The following is a 25,141-nucleotide window of genomic DNA, read 5'->3' as shown; positions in this document are numbered from 1 at the left end:
CCTAGTCTGGCCCCGTCCAACCAGACAGGAGATATCCAAATGTTGCGCAAGATGCTGTTCCAGGGCCTGTTCGCCGCCGCCGTGATCGCCGGCAGCGCCGGCCTTTATGCCATCGCTACCGCCGCCGAACCGGCCCGGATCGCCGCGGCAGGCCAGCCTACAGCGGAAACCGGTGCCGGCACCGGCTACCTGCAGCCGGGCCAGGGCCGTCCCGCCGAGAGCATGCGCGACCGTCGCGAAAGCCGTGAGCGCCACGAGATGCGCGAGCGTGAGAAGCATCAGCGCAGCGGCGCGTATGTCGAGCGGAATGGCATGCAGGACCAAGACGATGACTGAGGCGGGTGCCATGTCGGTGTCGGCGATGCCGGCGCAGGCCCTGCGCCGGCACGCCTTCACCCTGCTGCGGCTGTGGCATGCCGTCTTCGCCGGCGGCTTTCTCGTCGCCTATCTCACCGCCGACGAGGACACTTATGCCATGCACCAGTTCGCCGGCTATGTGGTGCTGGCGGCGCTGGTGCTGCGGCTGGCCGTCGGCCTGCTGACGCCGGTCGGCCATCCGCTGCGCTTGCCGCGCCCCTCGCTGGGCAACCTGCGGACCTGGCTGGCCCGGCGCCGGGGCCGTAATCCGCTTTTTGCCTGGTTCGCCGTGGCCCTGCTCGCCGTTGTCGGCGCGGTGGCGATGAGCGGCGCCATCGCCGACTACCTGCCGCCGGTCGAGCACCTGCATGAGGCAGTAGCGGAGGCGTCGCTGTGGCTCATCTTCGCCCATATCGCCTTCGTCACCGTCATCTACAGCGGCCGCCGCCTGAAGACCTGGCTGGTGGGTCTGCTGTCGCGTCCTTCCGGTCCGGAGATCCGCAAATGAAAATCCTGCCTGTGCTGGCGGCCGTCGTCGCCGCAGCGATGCTTGTCCCGCCGCCCGTCGCTCTGGCTGCCGATGCCGGCCGAGCTGCGATCCTGTCGGATTATGCGGCGCAGGCCCGCGCCGCCGATCCAGGCTTTGCCGGCTTCGCGGCGGCGCGTGGCGAGGTCTTGTTCCGCGGCAGCCGGAGCGGCGGCGATGCGCGCACGCCGTCCTGCACCTCCTGCCATACCGCCGATCCGCGCCAGCCCGGCCGCAATGCCAAGACCGGCCGGCCGATCGCCCCGGCCGCCGTATCGGCCGAGCCGCAGCGCTATACCGATCCGGCGCTGGTCGAGAAGCATTTCCAGCGCGACTGCAAGAGCGTGATGGGACGCCCCTGCACGGCGCAGGAAAGCGGCGACTACATCACCTTCATGACGGGGCAGTGAGGTGGAAAGATGCATGCGGCTGGTTGCCGCCGTCATGGTGCTGGCCGGACTGGTGGCGAGTCCGCCGTTGTTGGCCGGCACGCGGCTGGAGCCGGTTACCGACCCGCTCACGCAGAAAGTCTGTGGCGAATGCCACCTGGCCTTTCCGCCCGGCCTGTTGCCGGCGCGCTCCTGGGCCGCGCTGGTTGACGGCGCCGCCGACCATTTCGGCGAGGACCTTGCGTTACCGCCCGGTGAGGCAGCCCAAATCCGTGCCTGGCTGACAGGGCATGCCGGCGACGCCCCTGTCGGCAGTGCATCGGGTGGCCGCGGCCTGCGCGATTACATGCGCTGGGTGGCACCCGCCGGCACGCCACGCCGTATCACCGAGAATCCGGCCTTCCTGCGTGAGCATGATTTCAGCCCGCGGACCTGGCAGGACCCCAAGGTGATGACGAAGTCGAATTGCCTCGCCTGTCATCCCGGTGCGGCGCAGGGCTGGTTTGACGACGACTGACTGCCGCTCAGCCGATATCCAGAACGATGCGGCCGTCGACCCGGCCGCCCTTGAGGTCGGCGAAGATGGCGTTGATATCCTCCAGTTTCTTGTGATGGATATGGGCCTTCACCTTGCCTTCGGCGGCGAAGGCCAGCGCCTCGGCGAGGTCCTTGCGGCCGCCGACGATGGAGCCGCGCAGGGTGATGCGCTTGAGCACGACATCGAAGATCGGCGTGGCGAAGTCACCGGGCGGCAGGCCGACCAGGCTGATCGTGCCCTTGCGGCGCACCAGGCCGAGCGCCTGGGCGAAGGCGACCGGCGAGACCGCGGTGACCAGCACGCCGTGGGCGCCGCCCCCGGTGGCCTTGATCACCTGGGCCGCCGCGTCGGGCGCGCGCGCATCGACGGCGACATCGGCGCCAAGCGAACGGGCCAGCGCCAGCTTCTCGGCGGCGACGTCGAGCGCCACCACATGCAGCCCCATCGCCTTGGCATACTGCACGGCGACATGGCCAAGGCCGCCCAGGCCGGAAATGGCAATCCATTCGCCGGGGCGCGTCTCGGTTTCCTTGATGCCCTTGTAGGTGGTCACGCCGGCGCAGAGGATCGGCGCCAGCGCGGCGAAATCCGGGTTCGCCGGCAGAAGGCCGACATAGTCGGCGGCGCCGACGGCGTATTCGGCGAAGGTACCGTCGACGCCATAGCCGCTGTTGTGCTGGGACTCGCAGAGGGTTTCCCAGCCGGTGATGCAGTGTTCGCAGTGGCCGCAGGCATCATGCAGCCATGCCACGCCGACCGCATCGCCTTCCTTCAGGCCCGTAACACCCGGACCGATGGCAGCGACGATGCCGGCGCCCTCGTGGCCGGGAATGAACGGCAGCTTCGGCTTGACCGGCCAGTCGCCGTCGGCCGCATGCAGGTCGGTATGGCAGACGCCACTGGCGACGATTTTCACCAGCACTTCTCCGGGACCGGGCTGCGGCACCGGCACCTGCTCGATGGTGAGCGGTTTGCCGAACTGCCGCACGACGGCGGCCTTCATTGTCTGGGCCATGCCTGCATCTCCTGTTTGGTTGCGGCCAGCCTAGGCAGTCGTGCCGGCCACTGCCTTGAGGGAGATCAAGGTCACGGCGCGGCCACAGCATGGTCACCCCCGGCCGGCTGCTAACTGCGGTTTATTGGCGACTGCGGTTTACTGGCGGCTGGACAGTGGCATGCAGGCAGGACGGGAGAAGACATGCAGACCGACGAGACCTATGTCCGGCAGGGCCTGAAACGGGTCGATGGCTGGCTGTTTCCCTACAGCGTCGATTTCATCCGCTCGCTGGCGGCCCTGCAGCGGGATACCGGGATTGCCGGGTCGGTCGGCGAGATCGGCGTGCATCACGGCAAGCTGTTCATCCTGCTGGCCCTGGCGCGGCAGGCCGGCGAGGGTGCCTTTGCCGTCGACGTGTTCGGCGACCAGCATCTCAATCGCGATGCCTCGGGGCGCGGCGACCGCGAGATTTTCCTCGGCAACGTCAGCCGTTGGCTCGGCAATCCGGAAACGGTGACCGTGCTGCAGCGTTCGTCGCTCGAGGTGCGGCCGGAAGACATCCTCGCGGCGACCGGGCCGGTGCGGCTCGCCTCGGTGGATGGCGGCCATACCGAGGACTGCGTCGTCAACGACCTGCATCTGATGCAGGCGGTGCTGGCGCCGGCCGGCGTGGTGATCCTCGACGATTATTTCAACGAATTCTGGCCGGAGGTGGCATCCGGTGTGGCGCGCTATTGCAGCGATCCGGCGGCGCGGCTCAGGCCGTTTGCGATCACGCCGAACAAGACCTATTTCGCCGGCGCCGACGGTGCGGCGGATTTCTACCGCTCGGCGCTGCGGCACAAGAACGGCTATCACTACGAGAAGACCGCGCAGATCTTCGGCCATGCGGTCGATATCTACGGTACCCAACCCTGGACCTTCTCGCTGAAGCGCCGGCTGATGGAAACCGTGCGGCACAGCCGGTTCGGCCCGCTGGCGCGCCGCGTCCGCGCGCAGTTGCGCCGCGCGTAATGTCGTCGCGACAGATGCGGGATAAATGGCTGGGGCGGGAGGATTCGAACCTCCGCATGGCGGTACCAAAAACCGCTGCCTTACCGCTTGGCTACGCCCCAGCAGGCGCCCTTTGTTGCGCAGGGCGCGGCGCGGGCGGACAATAATCGGCGGCGGCGGCAATTTCCAGTGTCAGGATTGCTGCCGGCAGCGCGGTTTTTCAGGGATTCTGGCTGACGATCTTCCAGCTGCCGTCGGGCTGGCGGCAGGCCTTGCCGTAGCTCGGCACCGGCTTGCTGTCGACCGTGCTGGTGCTGCGATATTCGCGGCAGTAGGGCTCGGGTGCAGCAGCCACGGCGGGCGCCGGGGCAGGTGCCACGACGACCGGCGGGGGCGCCGGCGCGACGACCACCGGCGGCGGGGCCGGTTCGATCACCACCACCTCGTGGCGCGGCGGATGGCGGTAGTAATAGGGCGGATGCCGGTGCCAGTAGGGCGGCGGCGCATCATGCCAGACCACGATCTCGTCGGCGCGGGCTGCCGGTGCCGGGCCGACCGCGATGGCAACACCGAGCGTGGCGGCGATGATGGCAAGGAAAACGGCGAAATCGGTGCGGGCGGACATGATGGCAGGCATCCGGCTTGAAGGTCGTTACCGTGTCCACACGGCGGTGCGGCCAGAATCCTGCGCGAAGGCGGCTGCGGCAATTGCCGGCCGGATTAATTTTCCTTGAGGATCAGCCGGCCGCGGTGGCGGCGACCCACCACTGCGGATGGGCGCGGGCGAGGCTGCGGGCGGCGATCTCCGCCTCGCGCTGGCCGGCGAACAGGCCGAAGCAGGTGGCGCCGGAGCCCGACAGCCGGGCCAGCAGGCAGCCGCCCTGGGCCGACAGCGCGGCCAGCACCGGGTCGATTTCGGGCGCGAGGAAGCGGGCCGGGGCCTCGAGGTCGTTGCGGCGCGCCCGCAGCAGCAGGGCGAGGTCGGCGGCACTGCCGGGGCGGCGGTCCAGCGGCATCGGCGGGCCGAAGCGGCCGGCCAGCGCGGCAAAGACCTCGCGGGTCGGCAGCGCCACGCCGGGATTGGCCAGCACCAGCCAGAACGGCGGCAGGGGCGGCGCGGGCGCCAGGGTCTCGCCGATCCCGGTCATCATGGCAGCGCGGCCCTGCAGGCAGACCGGCACGTCGGCGCCGAGCTGCAGCGCCGCCGCGGCCAGCGCCTCGTCGTCGATGGCGACGTTCCACAGGGCGCGCAGGCAGTGCAGGGCGGCGGCGGCATCGGCCGAGCCGCCGCCGATGCCGGACGCCACCGGCAGGGTCTTGTGCAGGGCAAGCGCGGCACCGCGCGGATTGCCGGCGGCCATGTTCATCGGCTGCAGCAGGCGGGCGGCGCGCAGCACCAGATTGTCGTCGCCGGCTTCCTGCAGGGCCGCCGCCTGCGGTCCGGCAACGGTCAGCTCGAGCCGGTCGGCCGGCGCCGCCGTCAGGCGGTCGCAGGCCGCCGCATCCTGGGCGAAGACGACCAGGCTTTCGAGCGCATGATAGCCCGCATGATCTGCTGTGCCGTCGCGCCGGCCGGTGACATGCAGGAACAGGTTGATCTTCGCCGGTGCCAGCCGGCTCAGCCCCGCCGCCGGCATGGCTCAGTTCTTGGCCGCGACCGGATCGAGCCCGCTGTCGACCTTGCGCTGCAGCTGCAGCTGCAGCTCCTGCTCGGGTTTCAGCCCGAGTGCGCGGCGCCACTGGAAGCGGGCTTCCTCGTGGCGGCCGACCCGCCAGTAGGCGTCGCCGAGATGGTCGGTGATCACGGCGTCACCGCCGCGCAGCTCGACGGCACGCTCCAGCTGGTTCACCGCGTCGCCATAGCGGCCCTGGCGGTACAGCGCCCAGCCGAGGCTGTCGATGATGGCACCGTCATTGGGGCGCAGCGCCGCCGCCCGCTCGATCATGCGGGTGGCCTGCTCCATGTTGCGGTGCATGTCGACCCATGAATAGCCGAGGTAGTTCAGTACCGACGGCTGGTCCGGCTGCAGCTCGAGCGCCTTCAGCATGTCGGCTTCGGCCTTGTCCCACTGCCTGGCGCGCTCATAGGCGATGCCGCGGCCGAAGAAGATGGTCCAGTGCCGCGGTTCGACATGGTCGATATTGGCAAGTGCCGCCGTGTAGTATTTCGCCGCATCGTCCCAGCTTTCGCGCTGGCGGTAGAGATCGGCCAGCGTCAGCAGTGGCCGCGGGCTTTTCGGATCGGCCGCAGCCGCCGCCTTCAGCACGCGCACGGCTTCATCGGGCCGGCCGAGCTCGCTGATGCACCAGGCGGCGCGCAGCCTGGCGGTCTCCGTATAGGCCGAGTTCGTCGAGACGGCGCTGTAGGCGCGCAGGGCGTCCTGCCAGCGGTCACGGCTTTCGTAAATGTCGCCGAGCAGCATGCGGGCGTCGTCGAGGTCGGGGCGCAGGAACAGCGCCAGCTGCAGGTGCAGCTCGGCCAGCTCGCCGCCGTCGCCGCGGCCGAAGGCCGACGCCGAGGCGAACATCGCTTCGGCGAGACCGTCGACGGCGTTGCTGAGCAGCGGCACCGGCGCCTGTTTGTTGCCGGGTTCGAACTGCTTCAGGGCATGCAGCAGGATCGGATTGTCGGGATTGAGCGCCAGCTGCTGGTTGAGCAACTGGCGGGCGTCGCCAGCGCGGCCATGGCGTTCGAGAAAGCTGGCATAGGCGCCGACCAGCCGGGTGCCCGGCCGTTCGGTGCCATCGATGGCCTCGCGATAGGCGGCATCGGCCGGCTCGACCTGGTTCAGCATGTCGAGCATCAGCGGCTTGAGATGCGCGACCACGCCGCTGAGCAGCGGATGCCGCTCCAGCTTCTGCAGGTTGGCCATGGCATTGTCGGCGTCGCCCTTGCCGGCATAGGCAAAGGCCGCCAGCAGCGGATTGAAGGCGGCATGGATGCCGGTATTCGGGCCGTCGGCCACCAGCTTCAGCACGCCATCATAATCGCGCGCCAGCATGTGCGAGGCGGCGTCGGTCATGCGCGGCAGATAGTCGCCGGGATTATGCTGGCGCAGCGCCGGCACCAGCGTGGTGGCCTCGGCGACGCGGCCGTCGGCCAGCAGGGCGAGGAAGGCGCCCTGGGCGAGCAGCGAGCTGTCCGGGTCTTCCTGCAGGGCCTTCAGGTAATAATCGGCGGCCAGGCCGTTCTCGTTGGTGATGCGCGCGTGACGGGCGGCAAGGAAACTGCCGTAGGGCGATTCGAGGCCATCGCCGCCCCGGGGCGAGCCGGTCATCATGCCGCCATGGCCGCCGCAGGCGGCGAGCGGCAGCAGCAAGGCGCCGAGCAGCAGCGCCTTGCCGAGGGCAGGGCGCTGCCTCAGGCGGCGCGGCCGCGGATCGGTGGGACGGAGGGGAAAGTCATGGGTGCTGCGATCTGTGGCCATCGGTCTCACATGTTCGGGTAATTCGGACCGCCGCCCCCCTCAGGGACGGTCCAGTTGATATTCTGCGCCGGATCCTTGATGTCGCAGGTTTTGCAGTGGACGCAGTTTTGCGCATTGATCTGGAAGCGCGGATGGCTTCCGTCGTCGTCGCGCAGGACCTCGTAGACGCCGGCCGGGCAGTAGCGCTGCGCCGGTTCGTCGTAGAGCGGCAGATTCTTGGCGATCGGGATCGTCGGATCCTTCAGCTTCAGGTGGATCGGCTGGTCTTCCTCGTGGTTGGTATTCGACAGGAAGACCGATGACAGCTTGTCGAAGCTGATCTTGCCATCCGGCCTGGGATAAGCAATCGGCTTGCAGTCCTTCGCTGGCTTCAAACTCTCGTGATCGGCCTTGGTGTGATGCGTCGTCCACGGCACCAGGAAGCCCAGCCCGAGGTCGTTGAGCCACATATGGATGCCGCCCAGCAGGGTGCCGATCCACATGCCGTATTTCATGCCCGGCTTGACGTTGCGCACTTTCCACAGGTCCTTGAAGGACCAGGAAGCGCGGAAAGCCGCCGGATATGCCGCCAGTTCATCGCCGCCGGCCGCACCGGCCTTCAGCGCCGCAAAGGCGGCCTCGGCGGCCAGCATGCCGGTTTTCATGGCATTGTGGCTGCCCTTGATGCGCGGCAGGTTGACGAAGCCGGCGGAACAGCCGATCAGCGCGCCGCCCGGGAAGGTCAGTTTCGGGATCGACTGCAGCCCGCCCTCGTTGATGGCGCGGGCACCATAGGAAATCCGCTTGCCGCCCGCGAAGAAGGGCGCGATCGACGGATGCGTCTTGAAGCGCTGGAATTCGTCGAACGGCGAGAGATACGGATTCTGGTAATTCAGATGGATGACGAAGCCGACCGCCACCTGGTTGTCTTCCAGGTGATACATGAAGCTGCCACCGCCGGTCATATTGTCGAGCGGCCAGCCCTGGGTGTGCATCACCAGGCCGGGCTTGTGCTTCGCCGGATCGATCTGCCACAGCTCCTTGATGCCGATGCCGAATTTCTGCGGATCGACGCCGTCGCGCAGATTGAATTTCTGCATCAGGCCCTTGGCCAGCGAGCCGCGCACGCCCTCGGCGATCAGGGTGTATTTGCCGCGCAGCTCGACGCCCGGCGTATAGCTCGCCTTGTGTTCGCCGTCACGGCCGATGCCCATGTCGCCGGTGGCGACGCCGACCACTTCGCCCTTGTCGCCGTACAGCACCTCGGCGGCGGCGAAGCCGGGAAAGATTTCGACGCCGAGCTCCTCGGCCTGGCTCGCCAGCCAGCGGCAGACATTGCCCAGCGAGACGATGTAGTTGCCGTGATTGCTCATCAGCGGCGGCAGGGCGAAATTCGGAATGCCGATATGGTTCGCCGCGGTCAGGATCATGAAGCGGTCATCGGTGACCGGCGTGTTCAGCGGCGCGCCCCTGGCCTGCCAGTCCGGGATCAGCTCGTTCAGCGCGACCGGATCGATCACCGCGCCCGACAGGATATGGGCGCCGACTTCCGAGCCCTTTTCGATCACACAGACCGAAACGTCATGGTCTTGGTCGGCAGCAAGCTGCTTCAGGCGGATCGCCGCAGCCAGCCCGGCCGGGCCGGCACCGACGATCACCACGTCATATTCCATCGATTCACGTTCGGACACGGGGCACCTCTGCAGCGGGTCTTTTTTTATTCAGGGCGTCTTTGCTTGACGCTGCCTGTCTGCTTACCAGACTATGGGGGTCAAGCCAACGGCGCCACACCCTGTCCCGCCCCATGAACGTAACGGAAGCCACTGATTTGACGCCCAGTTTGCTCGACGTGCTGCTGTTCTATGCAGAGGCGGGCTGCGACGAGGCGATCGGCGACCAGCCGGTCGACCGGACGAGTCTACCTGCGCCGGCGGCCCGCCCGGCAGCCACCAGTCTGCCGGCAGATCGTGGCGGTCCCGTGGCGGGGGCGCGAGCATCCGCACCCGTCCCGGCGGCCGGTCGGCCCACGCCGATGCCGCCCGCCGCGGCAGCCCGGGCGGTACTCTCCGCCCAGGAGGCGGAAAGTGCGGCCAGCCGGGCGGCGGCGGCCTGCAATACCATTGCCGAACTGGAAGCCGCCATCAAAGCCTTCGACGGCTGCAGCCTGAAGGCCACCGCCACCAACACGGTGATGGCGCGCGGCAATCCGGCGGCACCGCTGATGATCATCGGCGAGGCGCCCGGCCGCGATGAAGACGCGCAGGGCAAGCCCTTCGTCGGCGAGAGTGGCCAGCTGCTCGACCGCATGCTGAAGGCGATCGGCCGCGACGAGGATACCGTCTACATCAGCAACATCCTGTTCTGGCGGCCGCCGGGCAACCGCGACCCCTCGACCGAGGAAATCCTTGCCTGCAAACCGTTCATCGAACGGCTGATCGCGCTGGTGCGGCCGAAGCTGATCGCCTGTGCCGGCAAGCATGCTGCGGCCACCTTGCTCGGCACCACCCAGGGCATCACCCGCATCCGCGGTCGCTGGCAGGAATACCGCCGCGACGATCTGGTCATTCCGGCGATGCCGCTGCTGCATCCGGCCTATCTGCTGCGCCAGCCCGGCGTGAAGCGCGAGGCCTGGCATGACATGCTGATGCTGGCGGAAAAGCTCGCCGAGCTGGAGCGCTGAGATGAGCGAGGTCAGCCTCGGCGGCGCCCGGCCGCTGTTCTACGGCTGGCTGGTGGTGCTGGCGGCCTTCCTGGTGATGTTCGGCGCCTTCGGCGCCGCCTATAGTTTTCCGGCGTTTTTCCTGCCGCTGAGCAATACCTTCGGCGCCTCGCGCGCCACCGTGTCGCTGGTCTTCTCGGCCGCCGGTTTCCTCTATTTCATCCTCGGCGCCGTCAGTGGCCCGCTGGCCGACCGCTTCGGCCCGCGTCTTGTGGTCGGCTTCGGCATGGCCTGCACCGGGCTTGGCATGATCGCCGCCAGTTTCGCCGACAGCCTCGCCGCCATCGTGGTCTTCTACGGCATCGGCATCGGCGTCGGTGTCGGCTTTGCCTATGTGCCGGCCATCGGCACGGTGCAGCGCTGGTTCATCCTGCGCCGCGGCCAGGCCTCGGGCTGGGCGGTCGCCGGCATCGGCATTGGCACCATGGCGGCACCGCCGCTGGCTGCTTTCGTCATCGACCAGTACGGCTGGCGCAATGCCTATGTGGTGCTGGGTATCGGCGTGCTGCTCCTTGGGGCCGTCGCGGTGCTGCTGCTGCGCGGCAGTCCGGCCGAGATGAGCCTGCTGCCCGACGGCGCGGCGCAGCCGCCGCAGACCACCACCCCGGCCGGACCGCCGCCGGGCCTGCCGCTCGGCGTCGTGCTGCGCCATCCGGTGTTCTGGCGCTTCTATCTCGGGGCCGGCCTGTGCTGCCTCGGCACCTTCGTGCCCTTCGTGCATCTGGCGCCCTTTGCCCGCGATCATGGCCTCAGCCGGCTGGAAGGCGTCTGGCTGGTCGGCCTGATCGGGGTCGGCAGCACGCTTGGCCGTTTCGTGCTCGGCGGCGCCGCCGACCGCATGGGGCGGGGCCGGGCGGTCGCCCTGGTGATCCTGCTGACCGGGCTGGCTTTGCTCTACTGGCTGACTGCCACCGGCTTCTGGACCCTGGCAATTTTCGCGCTGGCCTTTGGGCTGTTCTACGGCGGCTTCGTCGCCCTGGTGCCGGCCTACGCCGTCGACCTGTTCGGCCTGCGCGCGGCCTCGTCGGTGATCGGCGTGCTCTATACCTCGGTGGCCTTTGGTACGCTGACAGGCCCGACGCTGGCCGGCTGGGCCTTCGATACCACCGGCAGCTACACTTGGCCGATCGTGGTCTGCGCCGCCGGCTGCTTCGTTGCCGCCATCATCGTCGCGCGCCTGCCGGCGCGGCTGACGACCTGAACCGTCACTGTTCCAATAAAACCACAGGTTGTTTCTGGTCGCGACAGGCCGTAATTACTTGTTCCTTAACCATTCTTGGGCTATCCGAGGCAGCGATGCGACTGACTGCCAGCCAGACCCGCCGGGGTGGACGGGGAGGTGGGTGGGGTGCCCGTGTGCTCGCCTGTCTCGCAGTTACCACCCTTGGCCTTGCCACGATTCCCGGCGCCTCTGCCCAGCAGGTGGCCCGCGAGACGCTGTCGCCCGCGCCGGCGACGGCCACTGCTGCCGCCGACTACCAACTGCCGTCCGTCCTCTCGGATGCCGACATCGACCGCTACCAGCGCATTTTCGACCTGCAGGCCGATGGCGACTGGAAGGATGCCGACCGCATCATCCACCAGCTGCATGACAGACTGCTGATGGGCCATGTGCTGCATCAGCGCTACATGCATCCGACCGCCTATTACAGTTCCTATGGCGAACTGGCTGCCTGGCTGCGCGAATACCGCAACCTGCCCGGCGCCGACGAGATCTATCATCTCGCGCTGAAGAAGAAAGGCCGCCGCGACAGGGCGCCGCTGGCGCCCGTCGGCGCCGATCTCGGCGATTTCGACGGCGACCCGGGCCTCGTCGCCACCACGCGCCGGCGGTCGCAGCCGAAGGAGCGCGATCCCGCCCATGCCCGCGCCATCGCCCATGCGGCGGGGCAGTTCAATGACCTGCTGCGCCGCGACCAGCTGACCCGCGCCGGCGAGATGCTGGACGAGCGTGGCCTGCGCGCCAAGATGAGCAAGTCGGAGTACGACGACTGGCGCCGCCGGCTGGCCTGGATGTGGATTCTCGAAGGCGACGACGAGAAGGCGCTGGCGCTGGCCGCGCCGGCCGCCCAACGCTCGCGCGACCTGGTGCCGGAGGCCGACTGGGTCGCCGGTCTCGCTGCCTGGCGGCTCGGCCGCTACGACAATGCCGGCCATCATTTCGAGCATCTCGCTTTCAACAAGGCGGCGCTCGGCTGGGACCGTGCCGCCGGTGCCTGGTGGGGTGCGCGGGTGATGCTGCGCCTGCGCCAGCCGTCGGAAGCGATCCGCCTGCTCGAAGTCGGCGCCCGCGAGGAGCGCACCTTCTATGGTCAGCTCAGCCTGGCCCAGCTCGGCGAGGATTCGCCGCTGTCGTGGCGGCCGCCGCCGCTCGACGATGCGCAGGTGAAGAAGCTGATGCAGATTCCCGCCGTGCGCCGCGCCGCCGCGCTCAGCGAGATCGGCGAGGCCGCGCTGGCCGACCGCGAGATGACCCGCCTGTTCGCCCAGGCCAGCGACGATCTGGCCGGCAACCTGCTCGCCCTGGTCAGCCGCATGCAGACCCCGGCCGCCGCCATGCGCATCGGCGTCGCCTGGTACAATGTGAAGGGCGAGAGCTGGGACCATGCGCTCTATCCGCTGCCGCCGTGGGAGCCGGATGACGGCTATATCGTCGACCGCGCGCTCGTCTTCGCCTTCATGCGTCAGGAAAGCGCCTTCAACGCCCGTGCCATGAGCCCGGTCGGCGCCGCCGGCCTGATGCAGCTGATGCCGAATACCGCCGGCGCGGTGGCCGGCGACCGGTCCTTGCGCAGCAAGCGCAGCCGCCACAAGCTGTTTGCGCCGGAATACAACATCGACCTCGGCCAGCGCTATCTGCAGACCCTGCTGAAAATGCCGATGGTGAACGGCAACCTGATGTACCTGGCGGCGGCCTATAACGCCGGCCCGGGCAACCTGCAGAAATGGCTGCGCGCCAATCCCGACATCTCGGCCGATCCGCTGCTGTTCATCGAGACCATCCCGCTCAGCGAGACGCGGGTTTTCGTCGAGCGCGTGCTGACCAACTACTGGATCTATCGCATCCGCATCGGCCAGCCCGACACCAGCGTGACCCAGGCGATGACCGGCGGCTGGCCGGTCTACCGCGCCTTTGATCCCGACGTGACACGCACCGCGCAGCGGAAGTAAACTCTGCCGGTCTTACCGGCAGGAGGTTTTCCGTGACCGTTGCTCCCCAATCTTCAAGTGATCGGTCTTTCATCGATGTCGACGGCAGGCGGCTGTTCGTGCCGGTGCGCATTGCCGTGCTCACCGTCTCCGACACCCGCACGGAAGCCGATGACAAATCCGGCAACACGCTGGCCGAACGGCTGACCGGGGCCGGCCATATCCTCGCGGCGCGGGCCATCGTGCGCGACGATGTGGCGGAAATCCGCGCCCAGGTGATGAACTGGATCGGGGACGAGACCATCGACGTGGTGCTCTCGACCGGCGGCACCGGGGTGACCGGCCGCGATGTGACGCCGGAAGCTTTCGAGGGCCTGTACGAGAAATCGATCCCCGGCTTCGGCGAGCTGTTCCGCATGCTCAGCTACCAGAAGATCGGCACCTCGACGATCCAGTCGCGCGCCACCGCCGGCGTGGCCAGGGGCACCTATCTGTTCGCGCTGCCCGGCTCGACCGGGGCCTGCAGGGACGCCTGGGACATGATCCTGAAGGACCAGCTCGACTATCGCCACAAGCCCTGCAATTTCGTCGAGCTGTTTCCGCGCCTGCGCGAGCACGAGCGCCGCAAGTAACGGCCGCCGGCCGCCCTATGAACTGGCTCTACGGGTTTCGCGCAATCTGGCGCTGACATGGGGGCCGCTGCTGGGGTAATCGGAAGCTCGCTTCAGTCCAGTTCAGGAAAGTCCCGATCCATGTCCGATATCGTGATCCGTCCCGTCGCCGCCAGTGACCGCACGCTGTGGGAGCCGTTGTGGCTCGGCTATCTGGCCTTCTACGAGAAGACCGTGCCGCAGGCCGCCACCGAATTCACCTGGAAGCGCCTGCTCGATCCCGCCAATCCCATCGAGGGGCTGCTGGCGGTGGCTGCGGACGGCACGGCGCTCGGCCTGGTGCAGTATCTGCATCATGCGTCGACCTGGAGCATCGGCGGCAATGTCTATCTGCAGGACCTTTTCGTGGTGCCGGCGGCGCGCGGCCAGCGCATCGGCCGCCGCCTGATCGCCGCGGTCACCGAGGCCTCGAAGGCCAAGGGTGCCGCCGTGCTCTACTGGCAGACCGAGGAATTCAACGGCACGGCACGGCGCCTGTACGAGCGCGTCGCCAAGCGGGCGCCCTTCGTGCGCTACAATATCGAGCTGTAGGCGCCGCCTTCAGGCCTTGTCGGATTTGAGCGTGATGACGCGGCCATCGACGGCGAAGCGTCCCCAGCCCTGGTGGTGGATGGTCTTGGGATTCTGTTGCGCCGGATCGGTCCAGGCCTGCACGACTTCCAGCACGAACATGTTGTAGCGCGGGACCATCCGCGTATCGACGACACGGCATTCGAGATTGGCGAAGCACTCGCCGATCAGCGGCGCGGTGATTTGCGCCGCCGGCAGCGGCGTCAGGCCGATGCTCGAGAATTTGTCGGTGTCGCGGCCCGAGCAATTGCCGACCTTCACCACCTTGGCTGCCAGGCGGCGTGCGGGGATTGCGATCACGCATTGCCTGGTGGCACGCAGCGCCGCGAAGCTGTGATTGCCGCTCGAGACCACGCAGCCGACCAGCGGCGGGGTGAATTCCATCATCATGTGCCACGACATGGTCATGACATTGGGGCGGCCGGCTTTCGTCGCCGTGGCCAGCAGCACCACGGGACCGGGTTCCAGCAGCTGGTAGACATTGCCGAGGGGGAGGGGCTTCAGCTTGGCCATGCAGAGCAGGCTAGCGCCAACGGGATCGGCCGTGGTTGCGGCAGATCAAGGGAAAGCATGGGGTGAAAATCCTATTATAATCATTATTCTTGAAATGTTCTCATTGCTATGGCAGGGTCACGGCCATGAAAAAGGTCGTCGCCCGCGCCATTTCCACCGCCGCCGATCATGCGCATCCTGATGCCCGGCGCGGCCGCGGCGCCATCTCCAGTGTGCGCAGTCGCTACGACAGCGAGACGCGCCAGGCCGAGGATGACGGCTGGGACAATCTGGAGGAGGCCGAGCCGCTGAAGACCGTGCTGCATGAAGACAGCACGCGGCACATCATCGCCTGGAACAAGTCGCCTGACATTCCCTTCGACCGTTCGATCAATCCCTATCGCGGCTGCGAGCATGGCTGCATCTACTGCTTTGCACGGCCGAGCCATGCCTATCTCGGCTTCTCGCCCGGGCTGGATTTCGAGACGCAGATCGTGATCAAGCCGCGCGCGGCCGCATTGCTGCGCCAGGAACTGGCGGCGAAGGGCTACAAGGTGGCGACGCTGTCGATGGGGACGAATACAGATCCGTACCAGCCGACCGAGCGCGAGCAGAAGATCACCCGCAGCATCCTCGAAGTCCTGCTGGAGACCCGGCATCCGCTCGGGATTGTGACCAAGAATTTCCTCGTCACGCGGGATATCGACATCCTGTCCGAGATGGCGAAGCTCGGCCTGGTGAAGGTGTTCCTCTCGGTCACCACGCTCGATCGCAAACTCGCGCGCGCCATGGAGCCGCGGGCGTCGACGCCGCCGAAACGGCTGGAGGCGATCCGGCTGCTCAACGAAGCCGGGGTTCCCGCCGGGGTGATGACGGCGCCGATGATCCCGGCACTCAACGATATGGAACTCGAACGCATCCTCGAGGCGGCCCATGCCGCCGGTGCCCGCGAGGCGGGCTGGGTGATGCTGCGCCTACCCTGGGAACTGAAGGAGCTGTGGCGCGAATGGCTGCAGGTGAACTATCCCGACCGTGCCAGCCGGGTGATGAAGCTGGTGCAGGAGGCACGCGGCGGCAAGGACTATGTGCCGCAGTTCGGCGGCCGCATGCGCGGCGAGGGCGTCTATGCCGAACTGCTGGCCCAGCGGTTCGCGCTGGCGGTCAAAAGGCTCGGCATGAACGAGCGCCGGCTGCGCCTGCGCAGCGACCTGTTCCGGCCGCCGCCGGCCGACGCCCGGCAGGGTCGGCTGTTCTGAGGCTCTTGACCTTCCCATATGGGCAGGCTCTATGCTGATCGGATGATGCGGCTTTCCCTGCATAGACGGTTTGCCCTGCACAGACTGGCGGCACGTGTGCTGGCGGCCCCGTTGCTGTTGGCTCTGGTGCTGCTGGCGCTGGTTGTCGTGCCGCCGCTGGCCTTGGCCGTGTCGGCCGGGGTGGCGGTCGCCACAATGCAGGCCACAATGCAAGGCGGCCATGAAGCTGCGGATGACTGTGCCGCCCATCATGCCGGCGGTCCTGATGCGGCCGTCCGCCCGGCTATGCCGGTGAAGGCCGCCGATCATCCCTGCAAGACCGGCTGTGCCGCCTGCGATACCTGCATCTTCGTGCAGGCGGTGCTGCTGCCGTCCGCCGTGCCGCTGCGGCCGCGCTTGGCCGCCGTTGTGCAACCGGCCGATGTCCCCGGCCTGCGCCTGACCCGGCGCAGTCATCCGCCCCTGCGTCCGCCCAGCATCTGACCGACCGCCTGCCGGCGGCAATTCCGCGCCGGCATTCCGTCGTTTCACCGATGCATGAGGCCAGTGATGCCCGTTTTCCGTAAACCTGCGGGGCCCGCACGCCGTCTGGCGGCCGCCGCCCTGCTGTTGCCCCTCGTCGCGGCCGGCTGTGCCGCCGCCGATCCCGCCCTGCCTGAACTTCGGACCACCACCGCCAGTCCGGCCGTGTCGGCGCCGGATTCCGCTTTTGCCGGCTATCAGGCCTTTGCGCCGGACGCGCGCGATCCATGGCAACAGGCCCAGACTGCCGGAGACGGCATGGCCATGCCGATGGACCACGGCATGATGGATCACGGCGCAATGCAGCCCGGCATGAACATGCCGATGCAAATGCCCATGACCATGCCGATGGCACCGGCCACACCGGCACTAGGGAGGTCGCCATGATACGGGTGTCTCTATCCGCGCCCCGGCCCACCGCTGGCCGGCTCGGCCTTGTCCTGCTGGCCGCCGCCCTGCTGGCCGGCTGCGCCGACAGCATTGCCGGCAAAGGCTTTGACGAGGCGGCGCAGACCGCCGGCGCCGCGCTCGGCCGCCAGCCGGTCTGGATCCGCAGCGACGAGGATCGCGCGAAGGCGCAGGCCCGCGTCGCCGCCCTGCTGCAGAAGCCGCTCGATCCCGACGACGCCGTCGAGATCGCGCTGCTCAATAACCGCGGCCTGCAGGCGCGCTACGCCGAGCTCGGCCTCAGCGCCGCCGATCTTGCCCAGGCGAGCCGGCTGCCCAATCCGGGTTTCAGCTTCAAGCGGCTCAGCAGCAACGGAGATCTGGATATCGAGCGGCAGTTCAGCCTCGACGCCATGGGCGTGCTGACCCTGCCGATCCGCCATGCCATCGAGAAGCGCCGCTTCGAGCAGGCCAAGCTGAAAGCCGCCAACGACATTCTCGTCACCGCCGCTAATGTGCGGCAGGCCTGGTACCGCGCGGTGGCGGCGCAGCAGGCGGCCGTCTATGTGGGGCAGGTGAAGGATGCCGCCGAGGCCCGCGTCGATCTTGCCCGTCGCATGCGCCGCACCGGCAACTGGAGCCTGCTCGACTATGCGCGTGAGCAGGCCTTCTATGCCGAGACGGTGGCCCGCATCGCCCGGGCGAAGCTTTCGGCGGCGGCCGAACGCGAACGGCTGGTGCGGTTGCTCGGGCTGTATGGCGGCGATCTTGCCTTCACCCTGCCCGAACGCCTGCCCGACCTGCCGGCGGCGCTGCAGGATACCGGCGATCTTGAAGCCAGGGCGCTGGCCGAACGGCTGGATATCCGGGCCGGCAGGGCGGAAGTGGCCGGGCTGGCCGCCTCGCTTGGCCTGACCCGCACCACGCGGGTCATCAACGTGCTGGAGACCAGCTACTACCGCAACAGCCTCTCCGGCCAGTCGCGCCAGACCGGCTATGAAATCCGTCTCGAGGTGCCGCTGTTCGACTGGGGCGATGCCAAGGTCGCCCATGCCGAGCAGACCTACATGCAGGCGGTCGACCGGCTGGCCGAGCAGGCGGTCAACCTGCGCTCGGAACTGCGCGAGAGCTACGGCGAATACCAGACCGCCTGGGATCTGGCGCGGCATTACCGCGACGAGATCATTCCGCTGCGCCAGAAAATCTCCGACGAGATGCTGCTGCGCTACAACGGCATGCTGGTCAGCGCCTTCGACCTGCTGGGCGATGCCCGCGAGCAGGTCGACAGCGTCACCGAGGCGATTGCCGCCCAGCGCGACTTCTGGCTGGCCGAGACCAGCCTGCGCTTCGTCACCCTTGCCGATACCGGCCGCCCCGACAGCGCTCCCGCCCTGTCGCTTGCCGCCCGCAACTGATCCCGAGGAGCTCCGCCATGATCACCCGTCGCAATCTGATCGCCGGCAGCGCCATGCTCGGCGCCGCGGCTGTCGCCCGTTCCGCCCTGGCAGCCCTGCCCGAGCCGGCCTATCCGGTCGGGCCCGGCACGGCGCCGCCGCCCACGCCGCCGAGCGGCCGGCCGTTCCACCCGGTCGTCACGCTGAACGGCTGGTCGGCGCCCTGGCGCATGAACGGCGCCTGGAAGGAATTCCATCTCGTCGCCGAACCGGTCACCCGCGAGATGGCGCCCGGCATGACCGCCAACCTGTGGGGCTATAACGGCCAGTCGCCGGGGCCGACCGTCGAGGCGGTCGAGGGCGACCAGCTCCGCATCTTCGTCACCAACAAGCTGCCCGAGCATACGGCGGTGCACTGGCATGGCCTGCATCTGCCCTGCGGCATGGATGGCGTCGGCGGCCTGACCCAGCCGCAGATCCCGCCGGGCAAAACCTTCGTCTACGAGTTCACCGTCAGCCGCGCCGGCACCTTCATGTACCATCCCCATGCCGACGAGATGGTGCAGATGGCGATGGGCATGATGGGCCTGTTCATCGTGCATCCGCGCGATCCGGCGCAGCGCCGCGTCGACCGCGACTTCGCCTTTCTTGCCAATGCCTTCGACATCGATCCCGGCACCTACACGCCACGGGTGGCGACGATGACCGAGTTCAACATGTGGTGCTGGAACAGCCGGGTGTTCCCCGGCATCGACCATCTGGCGGTGCGGCGCGGCGACCGCGTGCGCATCCGCATGGGCAATCTGACCATGACCAACCACCCGATGCACCTGCATGGTTACAGCTTCTCGGTGACAGGCACCGATGGCGGCTGGGTTCCGGCCTCGGCGCAATGGCCCGAGGTCACCACCGACATTCCGGTCGGTGCCATGCGGGCGGTGGAATTCGATGCCGATGTGCCGGGCGACTGGGCCTTCCACTGCCACAAGGCGCATCACACCATGAACGCCATGGGCCATACCGTGCCGACCATGATTGGCGTCGACCAAGCGGCGGCGATGAAAAAGGCAGCGACGCTGATCCCGGGCTACATGGCAATGGGCGCCGGCGGCATGGCCGATATGGGGGCGATGCAGATGCCGCTGCCGGAAAACACCCTGCCGATGATGACCGGCACCGGGCCGTTCGGACCGCTGGAGATGGGTGGCATGTTCAGCGTGGTGAAGGTGCGCGACGGGCTCGCGTCCGGCGATTACCGCGATCCCGGCTGGTACAAGCACCCGCCGGGCACCGTGGCCCGCGAATGGACCGGGTCATGAGCCGGCGGCGCCTGGTTGCCGCCGGCGCGATTGTCGCTGGCCTGCTGCTCGCCGGGCCGGTCGCGGCGCATGGGCCGGAACCCCATGGTGGTGCGCCGACCGGTCAGCCCGGACGCCCCGGCACACCGGCACGGGTCGTGCGGATCGAGATGGCGGAACCGATGCGGTTTATCCCCGACCGCATCACGGTCCGACGCGGCGAAACCGTCCGTTTCGTGTTCAGCAATTCCGATTATCGCGACCATGAATTCGTCATTGGCGATATGGCCGCATTACAGGCCCATGCCGAGCAGATGCGCCGGCACCCCGGCATGATGCACCGGGAAGTCAATGCGGTCACCGTATCGCCGTGGAACGAGGGCGAACTGCTCTGGCATTTCACCCGGCCGGGGCAGGTCGATTTCGCCTGCCTGATTCCGGGCCATTTCGAGGGCGGCATGCGGGGTGTCGTGATCGTCGAATAGCGGCGCCGGCCGCCGAGAGCCGGCTTACGGTCGCATGAACTCGTAGTCGCGGTCTTCCAGGTTGTCGATCACGAACATCAGTTCCGAGCGGATGTCGTCGGGCTTGCGATGCTGCTTGAGGATGCGCACCGCTTCCGTGATCAGGGTGCCGGCCACGGTCTCGGGCGGGATCGAAGCTGCCTGTGCCTCCGCCAGCAGAGCGGCGACATGACGGCTGACAAGTTCATAGGGCGTGGTCATCGGGGTACTCCAGATGGCTTGCGTTAGGATGGCATGGCAATGGCCGCGGCTGGCGCATCCACCAGTGCATCGGTCGCCATCGCGCCGGCCCACATGGCGGCGAGCGCGATCCAGGCGGTGAGCGACAGGACGGACGTACCGCTGACCCCGGCGCCGATGGCGCAGCCGCCGGCCAGCATGCCGCCCATGCCCATCAGCGCCGCACCCAGCAGATAGCGGCGCATCGAGGCGGCACCCTCGAAGCCCTGCAGCTTCAGCTCGCGGGTGACCAGGGCGGCGAGAAAGGCGCCGAGAAAGACGCCGGGCACCAGGCCGGTCTGGAAATCGGGCCGGCGGGCGGGCTCCAGCACGGCCATCAGCAGTTCCGCCGAAGGGCCGGTAAAGGTGATCGCCTCGATGGTGACCGGATCGAAGCTTGCCTGCGACAGCGCAGTCGTGAAGACCCAGGCGAGCGGGATGGCAAAGCCGACGCCGGAGGCCATGACCAGCACGCGGATACCGACCCGGTTGCGGATCGCGAAGATCAGCGCGGTGATGGCGGCGAGCAGTCCGAGCGCGAGCCCGGCGCTGTCGCCGAGACCGAGCCAGGCGGCGATCTCGATATTGCGGCCGCCGGTATAGGACGCCGTGGTCCACCAGCCGGCGATGGTGGCGCGCAGAGGGGCGAGCAGGCCATGCAGCGACATCTGCGCGGTGACGGCAAAGACGAGGCCGGACAGCAGCGAGCGCAGGTTGCCGGTCGCCGCCAGCACCAGCATGCGGCCCGAGCAGCCGCGCGCCAGCACCATGCCGCAGCCGAACATCAGGCCGCCGATCAGCGCGCCGGAAATCGAGCCGGGTACCGCCAGCATGCGGGCCTCGGAGAGATCAAGCAGGCCGGCGACGCGCAGCGCCTGGGTCCAGAACAGGGCCGTGCCGAAGGTCAGCAGCCAGACCGAGCTGCGCGGCCCGATGCCGCCGGGCCGCAGCCCGGCCTTCAGACAGTCCCGGCCGAATTCCACCGTGGCGGCGCGCAGGCAGAACCGGCTCTGCTGGGCGGCGATGCCGAACACCATGCCGATGGCCAGGCCGCCAAGCGCCGCGGCACCGGTTTCACCGGCTAGGGCAATCAGGCGTTCGGTCAGGAAGGAGAGGTCCATGGACGGCCCCGGTGGTCAGATCCGGAGCCCATCATGACGGTTGGCGCCGGCAGGGCCTTGATACGGGTCAATCAGGGAAGGCTGTCCCCCCTGGTCCGCGGATTTATTGCCGGGATATCCCGGCGCTGGCCGGCCCGGGGACGGGGGCGGGATTACGCGGCGGGCCTGGTCGCTGTCTTCTTGATGCTGCCGCGCTCGTTGACGATGTCGTTCAGCTTGCCGACGCGGGCTTCCAGGCGGGCGATGTCGAGCATCAGTTCGGCGATCTTGCGATGGTATTCCCGGGTCTCGACTTCCATCGTTTCCATGCGCTTCTTGCGCCGGGTCAGTTCGCCGGTATTCCATTCATAGGCGAGGCTGCGGCGGCGCTCGGCGCTGCGTGCCATCAGGCCGACCAGCACGATGCCGGGAATCCCGATCAGCCAGAAGCCCAGAATTGCCAGAAAGTCGGTCATGCTCGATATCCTCGGGCAGCAGCGATTATGCCGCTTTCCTTTGTTTTATGTGGTGTTACGGCCGGCCGTCCATCGGGAAACGCCGGAGCGGCGGCAAATACAAGATGGGATGGAAACGGATTTTTCGCAGCAGCAAGCTCCGGTTGCCGTCCGCTGCCGGTGCGGGCGTTCCGGGACGGCTGATACAACCGGCTCGACGCGAGTCGGCTGGTGACTCAGCCGGCGACCGGAGTCTCGGTCAGCACGTCCTGTACCATCTCGGGCAGCAGGGCGATGTGCTTCAGGGCCGCCTTGAGTCGCGCCCGGTCGCGTTTCGGCAGGGCCGCGGTATCGACCCGGCTGCCCGGTGCGCGGCCGGCGGCAAGGTCGGCGATCTGCTGGCGCAGCACCAGGGTCAGCAGCAGTTCATGGGCGTCGACCAGTCGTGAGAGATCCTCGTCGCCGAGCGGGCTGCGCGGGCCGGCGCAGACGGCGCGCAGCCGGGCGCCGGTGCCGGTTTCGGCAATGCCGCGGGCGAGCGCCATCATCCGCGCGGCGCTGACCAGCGGCAGCAGGCCGCCGAGCTTAAGGTCGACGCGGCCTTCCTTCTCGCGCAGGCGGCCGAACAGGCCGATGGCGGGATGGATCTGCGCCGTCTGTTCGGCCAGCAGGCGCAGGAAGGCACGGCTGCCACGGGCAGCGGCCAGCGCCTCGTTGCGCAAAGCCTCGCCGAGCCTGAGCGCGCCATGCACCGGCCGCAGGTCGTAGAAGATGTCGACATTGAGCAGGGCTTCCGGCGCCGGGCGGCGGATCCAGTCGGTGACGCGGGATCGCCACTGGCCCTGGTTGCCACGCCAGCCGGTATTCTTCGCCATCACGCCGCCCTTGCAGTAGGGGATGCCGGCCTCGTCGAGCAGGGCGGCGATGCGCTCGCCGGCGCGGGCATACCAGCCGTCATCCTCGGTGCTGCCGGCATGGATGATGGCATTGTCCTGGTCGGGGCTGAGCAGGCTCTCGCCGCGGCCGCCGGAGCCGAGGATCAGCATGCACCAGGGCGCCGGCGGCGGTTCGCCGGCCGCTGTCATCTCCGCCTCGACGATGGCAGCGGCGCGCGCGGTGATATCGGCATAGATGCCGCTGATCACGGCGGCGATCTCGACGGCACGGCTGCCCTCGCCAAGCAGGGTGGCGGCCAGATCGGGCAGGGCGGCACGGGCGCGGGCCAGTTCGGCGGCGTTGCGCGCGACATCGAGGCCATCGGCAATCACCTGGCCTTCCAGTGCACGCAGCCGCAGCAGGGCGCGGGCCGAGACCATGCCGGTATAGCGGCCGGCATCGTCGGTCACCGGCAGGTAGCGCAGGTTCAGCCGCCGCATGCGGCCGATGGCGCGGAAGACGAAGGCTGTCTCGCTGATCGCCACGATATCGGCGGTCATGATGTCGGCCGCGGTCAGCCGCAGGGCGGCATCGCCGTGGCGGCCGAGCGCGCGGGTGACGTCACGCTCGGTCAGGATCCCGGCATGCTGGCCATAGCGGTTGCGCACCAGCAGAGCGCCGCGCTCGTCATCGGCCATGCGCTGCGCGATCTCGGCCAGCGTCGCATCCGCGGCGATGTCGCAGGCGGGCTTGCGCATCACCTCGGCGACCCGGCGGCGATAGGGTTCGAGGTCGGCCGGATGCACCGGCATCATGGGGTCATGGTCAGCCATGGCGTGGACCGCCCGGCGGCAGCAGGTCGTCGACGGCCCAGCCGATCCGTCCCTGGCTGTGCAGCAGGTCGCGTTGCCGCGCCATCAGGGCGCGTGCGGCGCCGAGCGTGGCAACACCGGCCTGGCCGAGTGCCGGCAGCAGGCGGGTCCAGATGCGGGCCGTCGCTTCGGCATCGCCGAGCGCGGTATGGCGGCCGTCGATGGCGACGCCGAAATCCTCGGCGACGGTTTCCAGCGTGATGCTGGCAACCCGCGGTCGCAGCCCGGCATAGAGCAGGCCGATATCGAGCACGGCGGCCGGCGGCCGGAAAGGCAGGCGGACACGCTCGGCCTCATGGCGCAGGATGGCGAGATCGAAGGCGATGTTGTGGCCGACCAGCACGCGGCGCTGCCAGTAGGCCAGCAGGGCCGGCGCGACCAGCGCAAACGGCGGCGCAAAGGCGATGCTGGCGTCGGTCAGGCCGTGGATGGCGCTGGAGCGGGCCGGGATTTTCACGCCGGGATGTACCAGATAGTCGAGCGCCGGCACGGCTTCGGGATGGCCGCCGCGCAATTGCAGGGCGCCGAGCGAGACGATGCGATCACGCCGCACGTTCAGGCCGGTGGTTTCGGTATCCAGCACCACGACCGGCAGGCTGGCCAGCGGCTCGTCGGCCGGCAGCAGAGGATGCGCGGGCAGGGCGCGCGGCGGGCTGCGCATGCCGGCCAGCAGGCGGCCGATGCCACCGATCAGCCGCTGGCGCATGGCGTCAGCTGCCGCCGTCCGCCAGCAGGGCCGCCGTCAGCGCGGCACGGTCGAAGCGCTTCAGCATCTGGCTGTGCATCGCCAGGGCATGCAGGCGCAGGTCGCCGAGGATGACCTCGCGGTCGTTGCGCTTGAGGCGGTCATGCAGCGGTACGGTCGTGTGGATCAGGACCGCCGTCTCCTGCACCGCCGCATCGGGCGACACCGGCGGCGCGATGCGTGCGGCACGGAAGCGTGCGGCAAAAGCTTCCAGGCGATCGGTCCAGTCGGTCCGATGCGGCGGCACATGGCCATTGAGCCAGAATGGATAGAGGCCGGCGATGCGGTCGGCGAGCGCCTCGCGCAAAGCAGGGTCGTCCGGACGCAGATAGCCTTCCACCAGGACGAGGGTATCGCCGAGCGTGCCGGCATAGGCCTCCCAGCGGCACAGCTCGACGCCGTCGCGGAACGCCGGCTCGGTCATCAGCTTCTCGAAATTGGTGACCGTCTTGACGCGGCAATAGCCGAAGACTGTCTTCTGCGCCAGATAGGCGGCCTCACCGGTCACGAAGGCTTCGAGTTCCGCGAGGCTGGCGACGCCGGGCGGGAAAAAGAACGCTTTGGTGCGCTGCAGCAAACCTGGTTGTGTAACGCCCATCCTGACTGCTCCCTCCGGCGCCTTCGACGTTTGTCTAATGCGAAGGCCTGACGTTTATCCCGTATTTTTCATTCTGTCAGATGCGG

At 68.2% G+C, this 25,141-nt stretch carries 28 protein-coding genes and 1 tRNA gene; 16 read left to right on the top strand and 13 right to left on the bottom strand.

Going from position 1 to position 25,141, the window contains the following annotated elements; all coding sequences use genetic code 11:
• The first annotated feature begins 39 nt into the window (after positions 1-39).
• From ACFOOQ_RS01015 to ACFOOQ_RS01000, 4 genes are read left to right on the top strand one after another with little or no spacing between them, the layout of a single operon-like run.
• Positions 40-336 carry a hypothetical protein gene (locus tag ACFOOQ_RS01015; protein WP_379720433.1) on the top strand — a complete coding sequence of 99 codons (297 nt, stop codon included), beginning with the start codon at positions 40-42 and terminating at the stop codon, positions 334-336.
• Positions 329-865: a cytochrome b/b6 domain-containing protein gene (locus tag ACFOOQ_RS01010; RefSeq protein WP_379720431.1), complete on the top strand. Its 537-nt coding sequence runs from the start codon at positions 329-331 to the stop codon at positions 863-865. The genes ACFOOQ_RS01015 and ACFOOQ_RS01010 overlap by 8 nt, the downstream gene beginning before the upstream one ends.
• A complete protein-coding gene (locus tag ACFOOQ_RS01005; RefSeq protein WP_379720428.1) occupies positions 862-1,293 on the top strand; it encodes a DUF1924 domain-containing protein in 432 nt (143 codons plus the stop codon). The genes ACFOOQ_RS01010 and ACFOOQ_RS01005 overlap by 4 nt, the downstream gene beginning before the upstream one ends.
• Before the next feature lie 13 nt (positions 1,294-1,306).
• The gene (locus ACFOOQ_RS01000; protein ID WP_379720425.1) at positions 1,307-1,789 is read left to right on the top strand and encodes a cytochrome C; all 483 of its coding nucleotides are present in this window, start codon (positions 1,307-1,309) and stop codon (positions 1,787-1,789) included.
• A gap of 7 nt (positions 1,790-1,796) precedes the next feature.
• Here the strand turns inward: ACFOOQ_RS01000 and adhP are convergent, their stop codons facing one another.
• A complete protein-coding gene (gene adhP, locus ACFOOQ_RS00995; protein ID WP_379720422.1) occupies positions 1,797-2,825 on the bottom strand; it encodes an alcohol dehydrogenase AdhP in 1,029 nt (342 codons plus the stop codon).
• Between the two features lie 183 nt (positions 2,826-3,008).
• Here adhP and ACFOOQ_RS00990 point away from each other — a divergent pair, with 183 nt between their 5' ends.
• Positions 3,009-3,821, top strand: a complete 813-nt coding sequence (locus tag ACFOOQ_RS00990) for a class I SAM-dependent methyltransferase (RefSeq protein ID WP_379720419.1) — start codon at positions 3,009-3,011, stop codon at positions 3,819-3,821.
• A 26-nt stretch (positions 3,822-3,847) separates the two neighbouring features.
• Here the strand turns inward: ACFOOQ_RS00990 and ACFOOQ_RS00985 are convergent.
• The 5 genes from ACFOOQ_RS00985 to ACFOOQ_RS00965 all read right to left on the bottom strand — a co-directional run bounded on the left by ACFOOQ_RS00985 (position 3,848) and on the right by ACFOOQ_RS00965 (position 8,880).
• Positions 3,848-3,922 (bottom strand) — tRNA-Gln (locus ACFOOQ_RS00985).
• A 98-nt stretch (positions 3,923-4,020) separates the two neighbouring features.
• Positions 4,021-4,425 (bottom strand): hypothetical protein, encoded by a 405-nt coding sequence (locus ACFOOQ_RS00980; protein WP_379720416.1) that lies wholly within the window; start codon positions 4,423-4,425, stop codon positions 4,021-4,023.
• A 112-nt stretch (positions 4,426-4,537) separates the two neighbouring features.
• Positions 4,538-5,437, bottom strand: a complete 900-nt coding sequence (locus ACFOOQ_RS00975; protein ID WP_379720413.1) for a 4-(cytidine 5'-diphospho)-2-C-methyl-D-erythritol kinase — start codon at positions 5,435-5,437, stop codon at positions 4,538-4,540.
• Between the two features lie 3 nt (positions 5,438-5,440).
• Positions 5,441-7,228 (bottom strand): tetratricopeptide repeat protein, encoded by a 1,788-nt coding sequence (locus ACFOOQ_RS00970; protein ID WP_379720410.1) that lies wholly within the window; start codon positions 7,226-7,228, stop codon positions 5,441-5,443.
• A 5-nt stretch (positions 7,229-7,233) separates the two neighbouring features.
• Entirely contained in the window at positions 7,234-8,880 is a 1,647-nt protein-coding gene (locus ACFOOQ_RS00965) for an electron transfer flavoprotein-ubiquinone oxidoreductase (RefSeq protein WP_379725286.1), read from the bottom strand.
• 155 nt (positions 8,881-9,035) lie between these two features.
• Between ACFOOQ_RS00965 and ACFOOQ_RS00960 the strand changes: the two genes are divergently transcribed.
• The 5 genes from ACFOOQ_RS00960 to ACFOOQ_RS00940 all read left to right on the top strand — a co-directional run bounded on the left by ACFOOQ_RS00960 (position 9,036) and on the right by ACFOOQ_RS00940 (position 14,278).
• Positions 9,036-9,887 carry a uracil-DNA glycosylase gene (locus ACFOOQ_RS00960; RefSeq protein WP_379720407.1) on the top strand — a complete coding sequence of 284 codons (852 nt, stop codon included), beginning with the start codon at positions 9,036-9,038 and terminating at the stop codon, positions 9,885-9,887.
• A 1-nt stretch (position 9,888) separates the two neighbouring features.
• Positions 9,889-11,127, top strand: a complete 1,239-nt coding sequence (locus ACFOOQ_RS00955) for an MFS transporter (protein ID WP_379720404.1) — start codon at positions 9,889-9,891, stop codon at positions 11,125-11,127.
• Between the two features lie 155 nt (positions 11,128-11,282).
• A complete protein-coding gene (locus tag ACFOOQ_RS00950; RefSeq protein WP_379720401.1) occupies positions 11,283-13,097 on the top strand; it encodes a lytic transglycosylase domain-containing protein in 1,815 nt (604 codons plus the stop codon).
• Positions 13,098-13,168: 71 nt separating this feature from the next.
• Positions 13,169-13,708 carry a molybdenum cofactor biosynthesis protein B gene (gene moaB / locus ACFOOQ_RS00945; protein WP_379725283.1) on the top strand — a complete coding sequence of 180 codons (540 nt, stop codon included), beginning with the start codon at positions 13,169-13,171 and terminating at the stop codon, positions 13,706-13,708.
• Positions 13,709-13,828: 120 nt separating this feature from the next.
• Positions 13,829-14,278 (top strand): GNAT family N-acetyltransferase, encoded by a 450-nt coding sequence (locus ACFOOQ_RS00940; protein ID WP_379720398.1) that lies wholly within the window; start codon positions 13,829-13,831, stop codon positions 14,276-14,278.
• A gap of 9 nt (positions 14,279-14,287) precedes the next feature.
• Here ACFOOQ_RS00940 and ACFOOQ_RS00935 read toward each other — a convergent pair whose 3' ends face one another.
• Entirely contained in the window at positions 14,288-14,830 is a 543-nt protein-coding gene (locus ACFOOQ_RS00935) for a flavin reductase family protein (RefSeq protein WP_379720395.1), read from the bottom strand.
• A 125-nt stretch (positions 14,831-14,955) separates the two neighbouring features.
• Here ACFOOQ_RS00935 and ACFOOQ_RS00930 point away from each other — a divergent pair, with 125 nt between their 5' ends.
• From ACFOOQ_RS00930 to ACFOOQ_RS00905, 6 genes are all read left to right on the top strand, one after another.
• Positions 14,956-16,065 (top strand): PA0069 family radical SAM protein, encoded by a 1,110-nt coding sequence (locus tag ACFOOQ_RS00930; RefSeq protein ID WP_379720392.1) that lies wholly within the window; start codon positions 14,956-14,958, stop codon positions 16,063-16,065.
• A 42-nt stretch (positions 16,066-16,107) separates the two neighbouring features.
• Complete coding sequence (locus ACFOOQ_RS00925) at positions 16,108-16,548, top strand: hypothetical protein (protein WP_379720387.1); 441 nt, start codon at positions 16,108-16,110, stop codon at positions 16,546-16,548.
• Between the two features lie 66 nt (positions 16,549-16,614).
• Positions 16,615-16,974 (top strand): hypothetical protein, encoded by a 360-nt coding sequence (locus ACFOOQ_RS00920; protein WP_379720384.1) that lies wholly within the window; start codon positions 16,615-16,617, stop codon positions 16,972-16,974.
• Entirely contained in the window at positions 16,971-18,389 is a 1,419-nt protein-coding gene (locus ACFOOQ_RS00915; RefSeq protein WP_379720381.1) for a TolC family protein, read from the top strand. The genes ACFOOQ_RS00920 and ACFOOQ_RS00915 overlap by 4 nt, the downstream gene beginning before the upstream one ends.
• A gap of 17 nt (positions 18,390-18,406) precedes the next feature.
• Positions 18,407-19,687 (top strand): multicopper oxidase family protein, encoded by a 1,281-nt coding sequence (locus ACFOOQ_RS00910; protein ID WP_379720378.1) that lies wholly within the window; start codon positions 18,407-18,409, stop codon positions 19,685-19,687.
• Positions 19,684-20,151, top strand: coding sequence for a cupredoxin domain-containing protein (locus ACFOOQ_RS00905; RefSeq protein WP_379720375.1), 468 nt, complete (start codon positions 19,684-19,686; stop codon positions 20,149-20,151). Before ACFOOQ_RS00910 ends, ACFOOQ_RS00905 begins: the two co-directional genes overlap by 4 nt.
• 24 nt (positions 20,152-20,175) lie before the next feature.
• Here ACFOOQ_RS00905 and ACFOOQ_RS00900 read toward each other — a convergent pair whose 3' ends face one another.
• The 6 genes from ACFOOQ_RS00900 to ACFOOQ_RS00875 all read right to left on the bottom strand — a co-directional run bounded on the left by ACFOOQ_RS00900 (position 20,176) and on the right by ACFOOQ_RS00875 (position 25,055).
• The gene (locus ACFOOQ_RS00900; protein WP_379720372.1) at positions 20,176-20,391 is read right to left on the bottom strand and encodes a hypothetical protein; all 216 of its coding nucleotides are present in this window, start codon (positions 20,389-20,391) and stop codon (positions 20,176-20,178) included.
• 23 nt (positions 20,392-20,414) lie between these two features.
• A complete protein-coding gene (locus ACFOOQ_RS00895; RefSeq protein ID WP_379720369.1) occupies positions 20,415-21,530 on the bottom strand; it encodes a YeeE/YedE thiosulfate transporter family protein in 1,116 nt (371 codons plus the stop codon).
• A gap of 152 nt (positions 21,531-21,682) precedes the next feature.
• Positions 21,683-21,985 (bottom strand): hypothetical protein, encoded by a 303-nt coding sequence (locus ACFOOQ_RS00890; RefSeq protein WP_379720366.1) that lies wholly within the window; start codon positions 21,983-21,985, stop codon positions 21,683-21,685.
• 215 nt (positions 21,986-22,200) lie between these two features.
• Positions 22,201-23,673 (bottom strand): DUF294 nucleotidyltransferase-like domain-containing protein, encoded by a 1,473-nt coding sequence (locus ACFOOQ_RS00885; RefSeq protein WP_379720363.1) that lies wholly within the window; start codon positions 23,671-23,673, stop codon positions 22,201-22,203.
• Entirely contained in the window at positions 23,666-24,418 is a 753-nt protein-coding gene (locus ACFOOQ_RS00880; RefSeq protein WP_379720360.1) for a 3'-5' exonuclease, read from the bottom strand. Before ACFOOQ_RS00880 ends, ACFOOQ_RS00885 begins: the two co-directional genes overlap by 8 nt.
• Before the next feature lie 4 nt (positions 24,419-24,422).
• Complete coding sequence (locus ACFOOQ_RS00875) at positions 24,423-25,055, bottom strand: hypothetical protein (protein WP_379720357.1); 633 nt, start codon at positions 25,053-25,055, stop codon at positions 24,423-24,425.
• Positions 25,056-25,141: the final 86 nt, after the last annotated feature.

Origin of the sequence: Ferrovibrio xuzhouensis, assembly GCF_042648965.1 — a bacterium.
Lineage (GTDB): Bacteria > Pseudomonadota > Alphaproteobacteria > Ferrovibrionales > Ferrovibrionaceae > Ferrovibrio > Ferrovibrio xuzhouensis.
The sequence above is the reverse complement of the archived record's forward strand: the minus strand, read 5'-3'. Positions and strand labels throughout refer to the sequence as shown.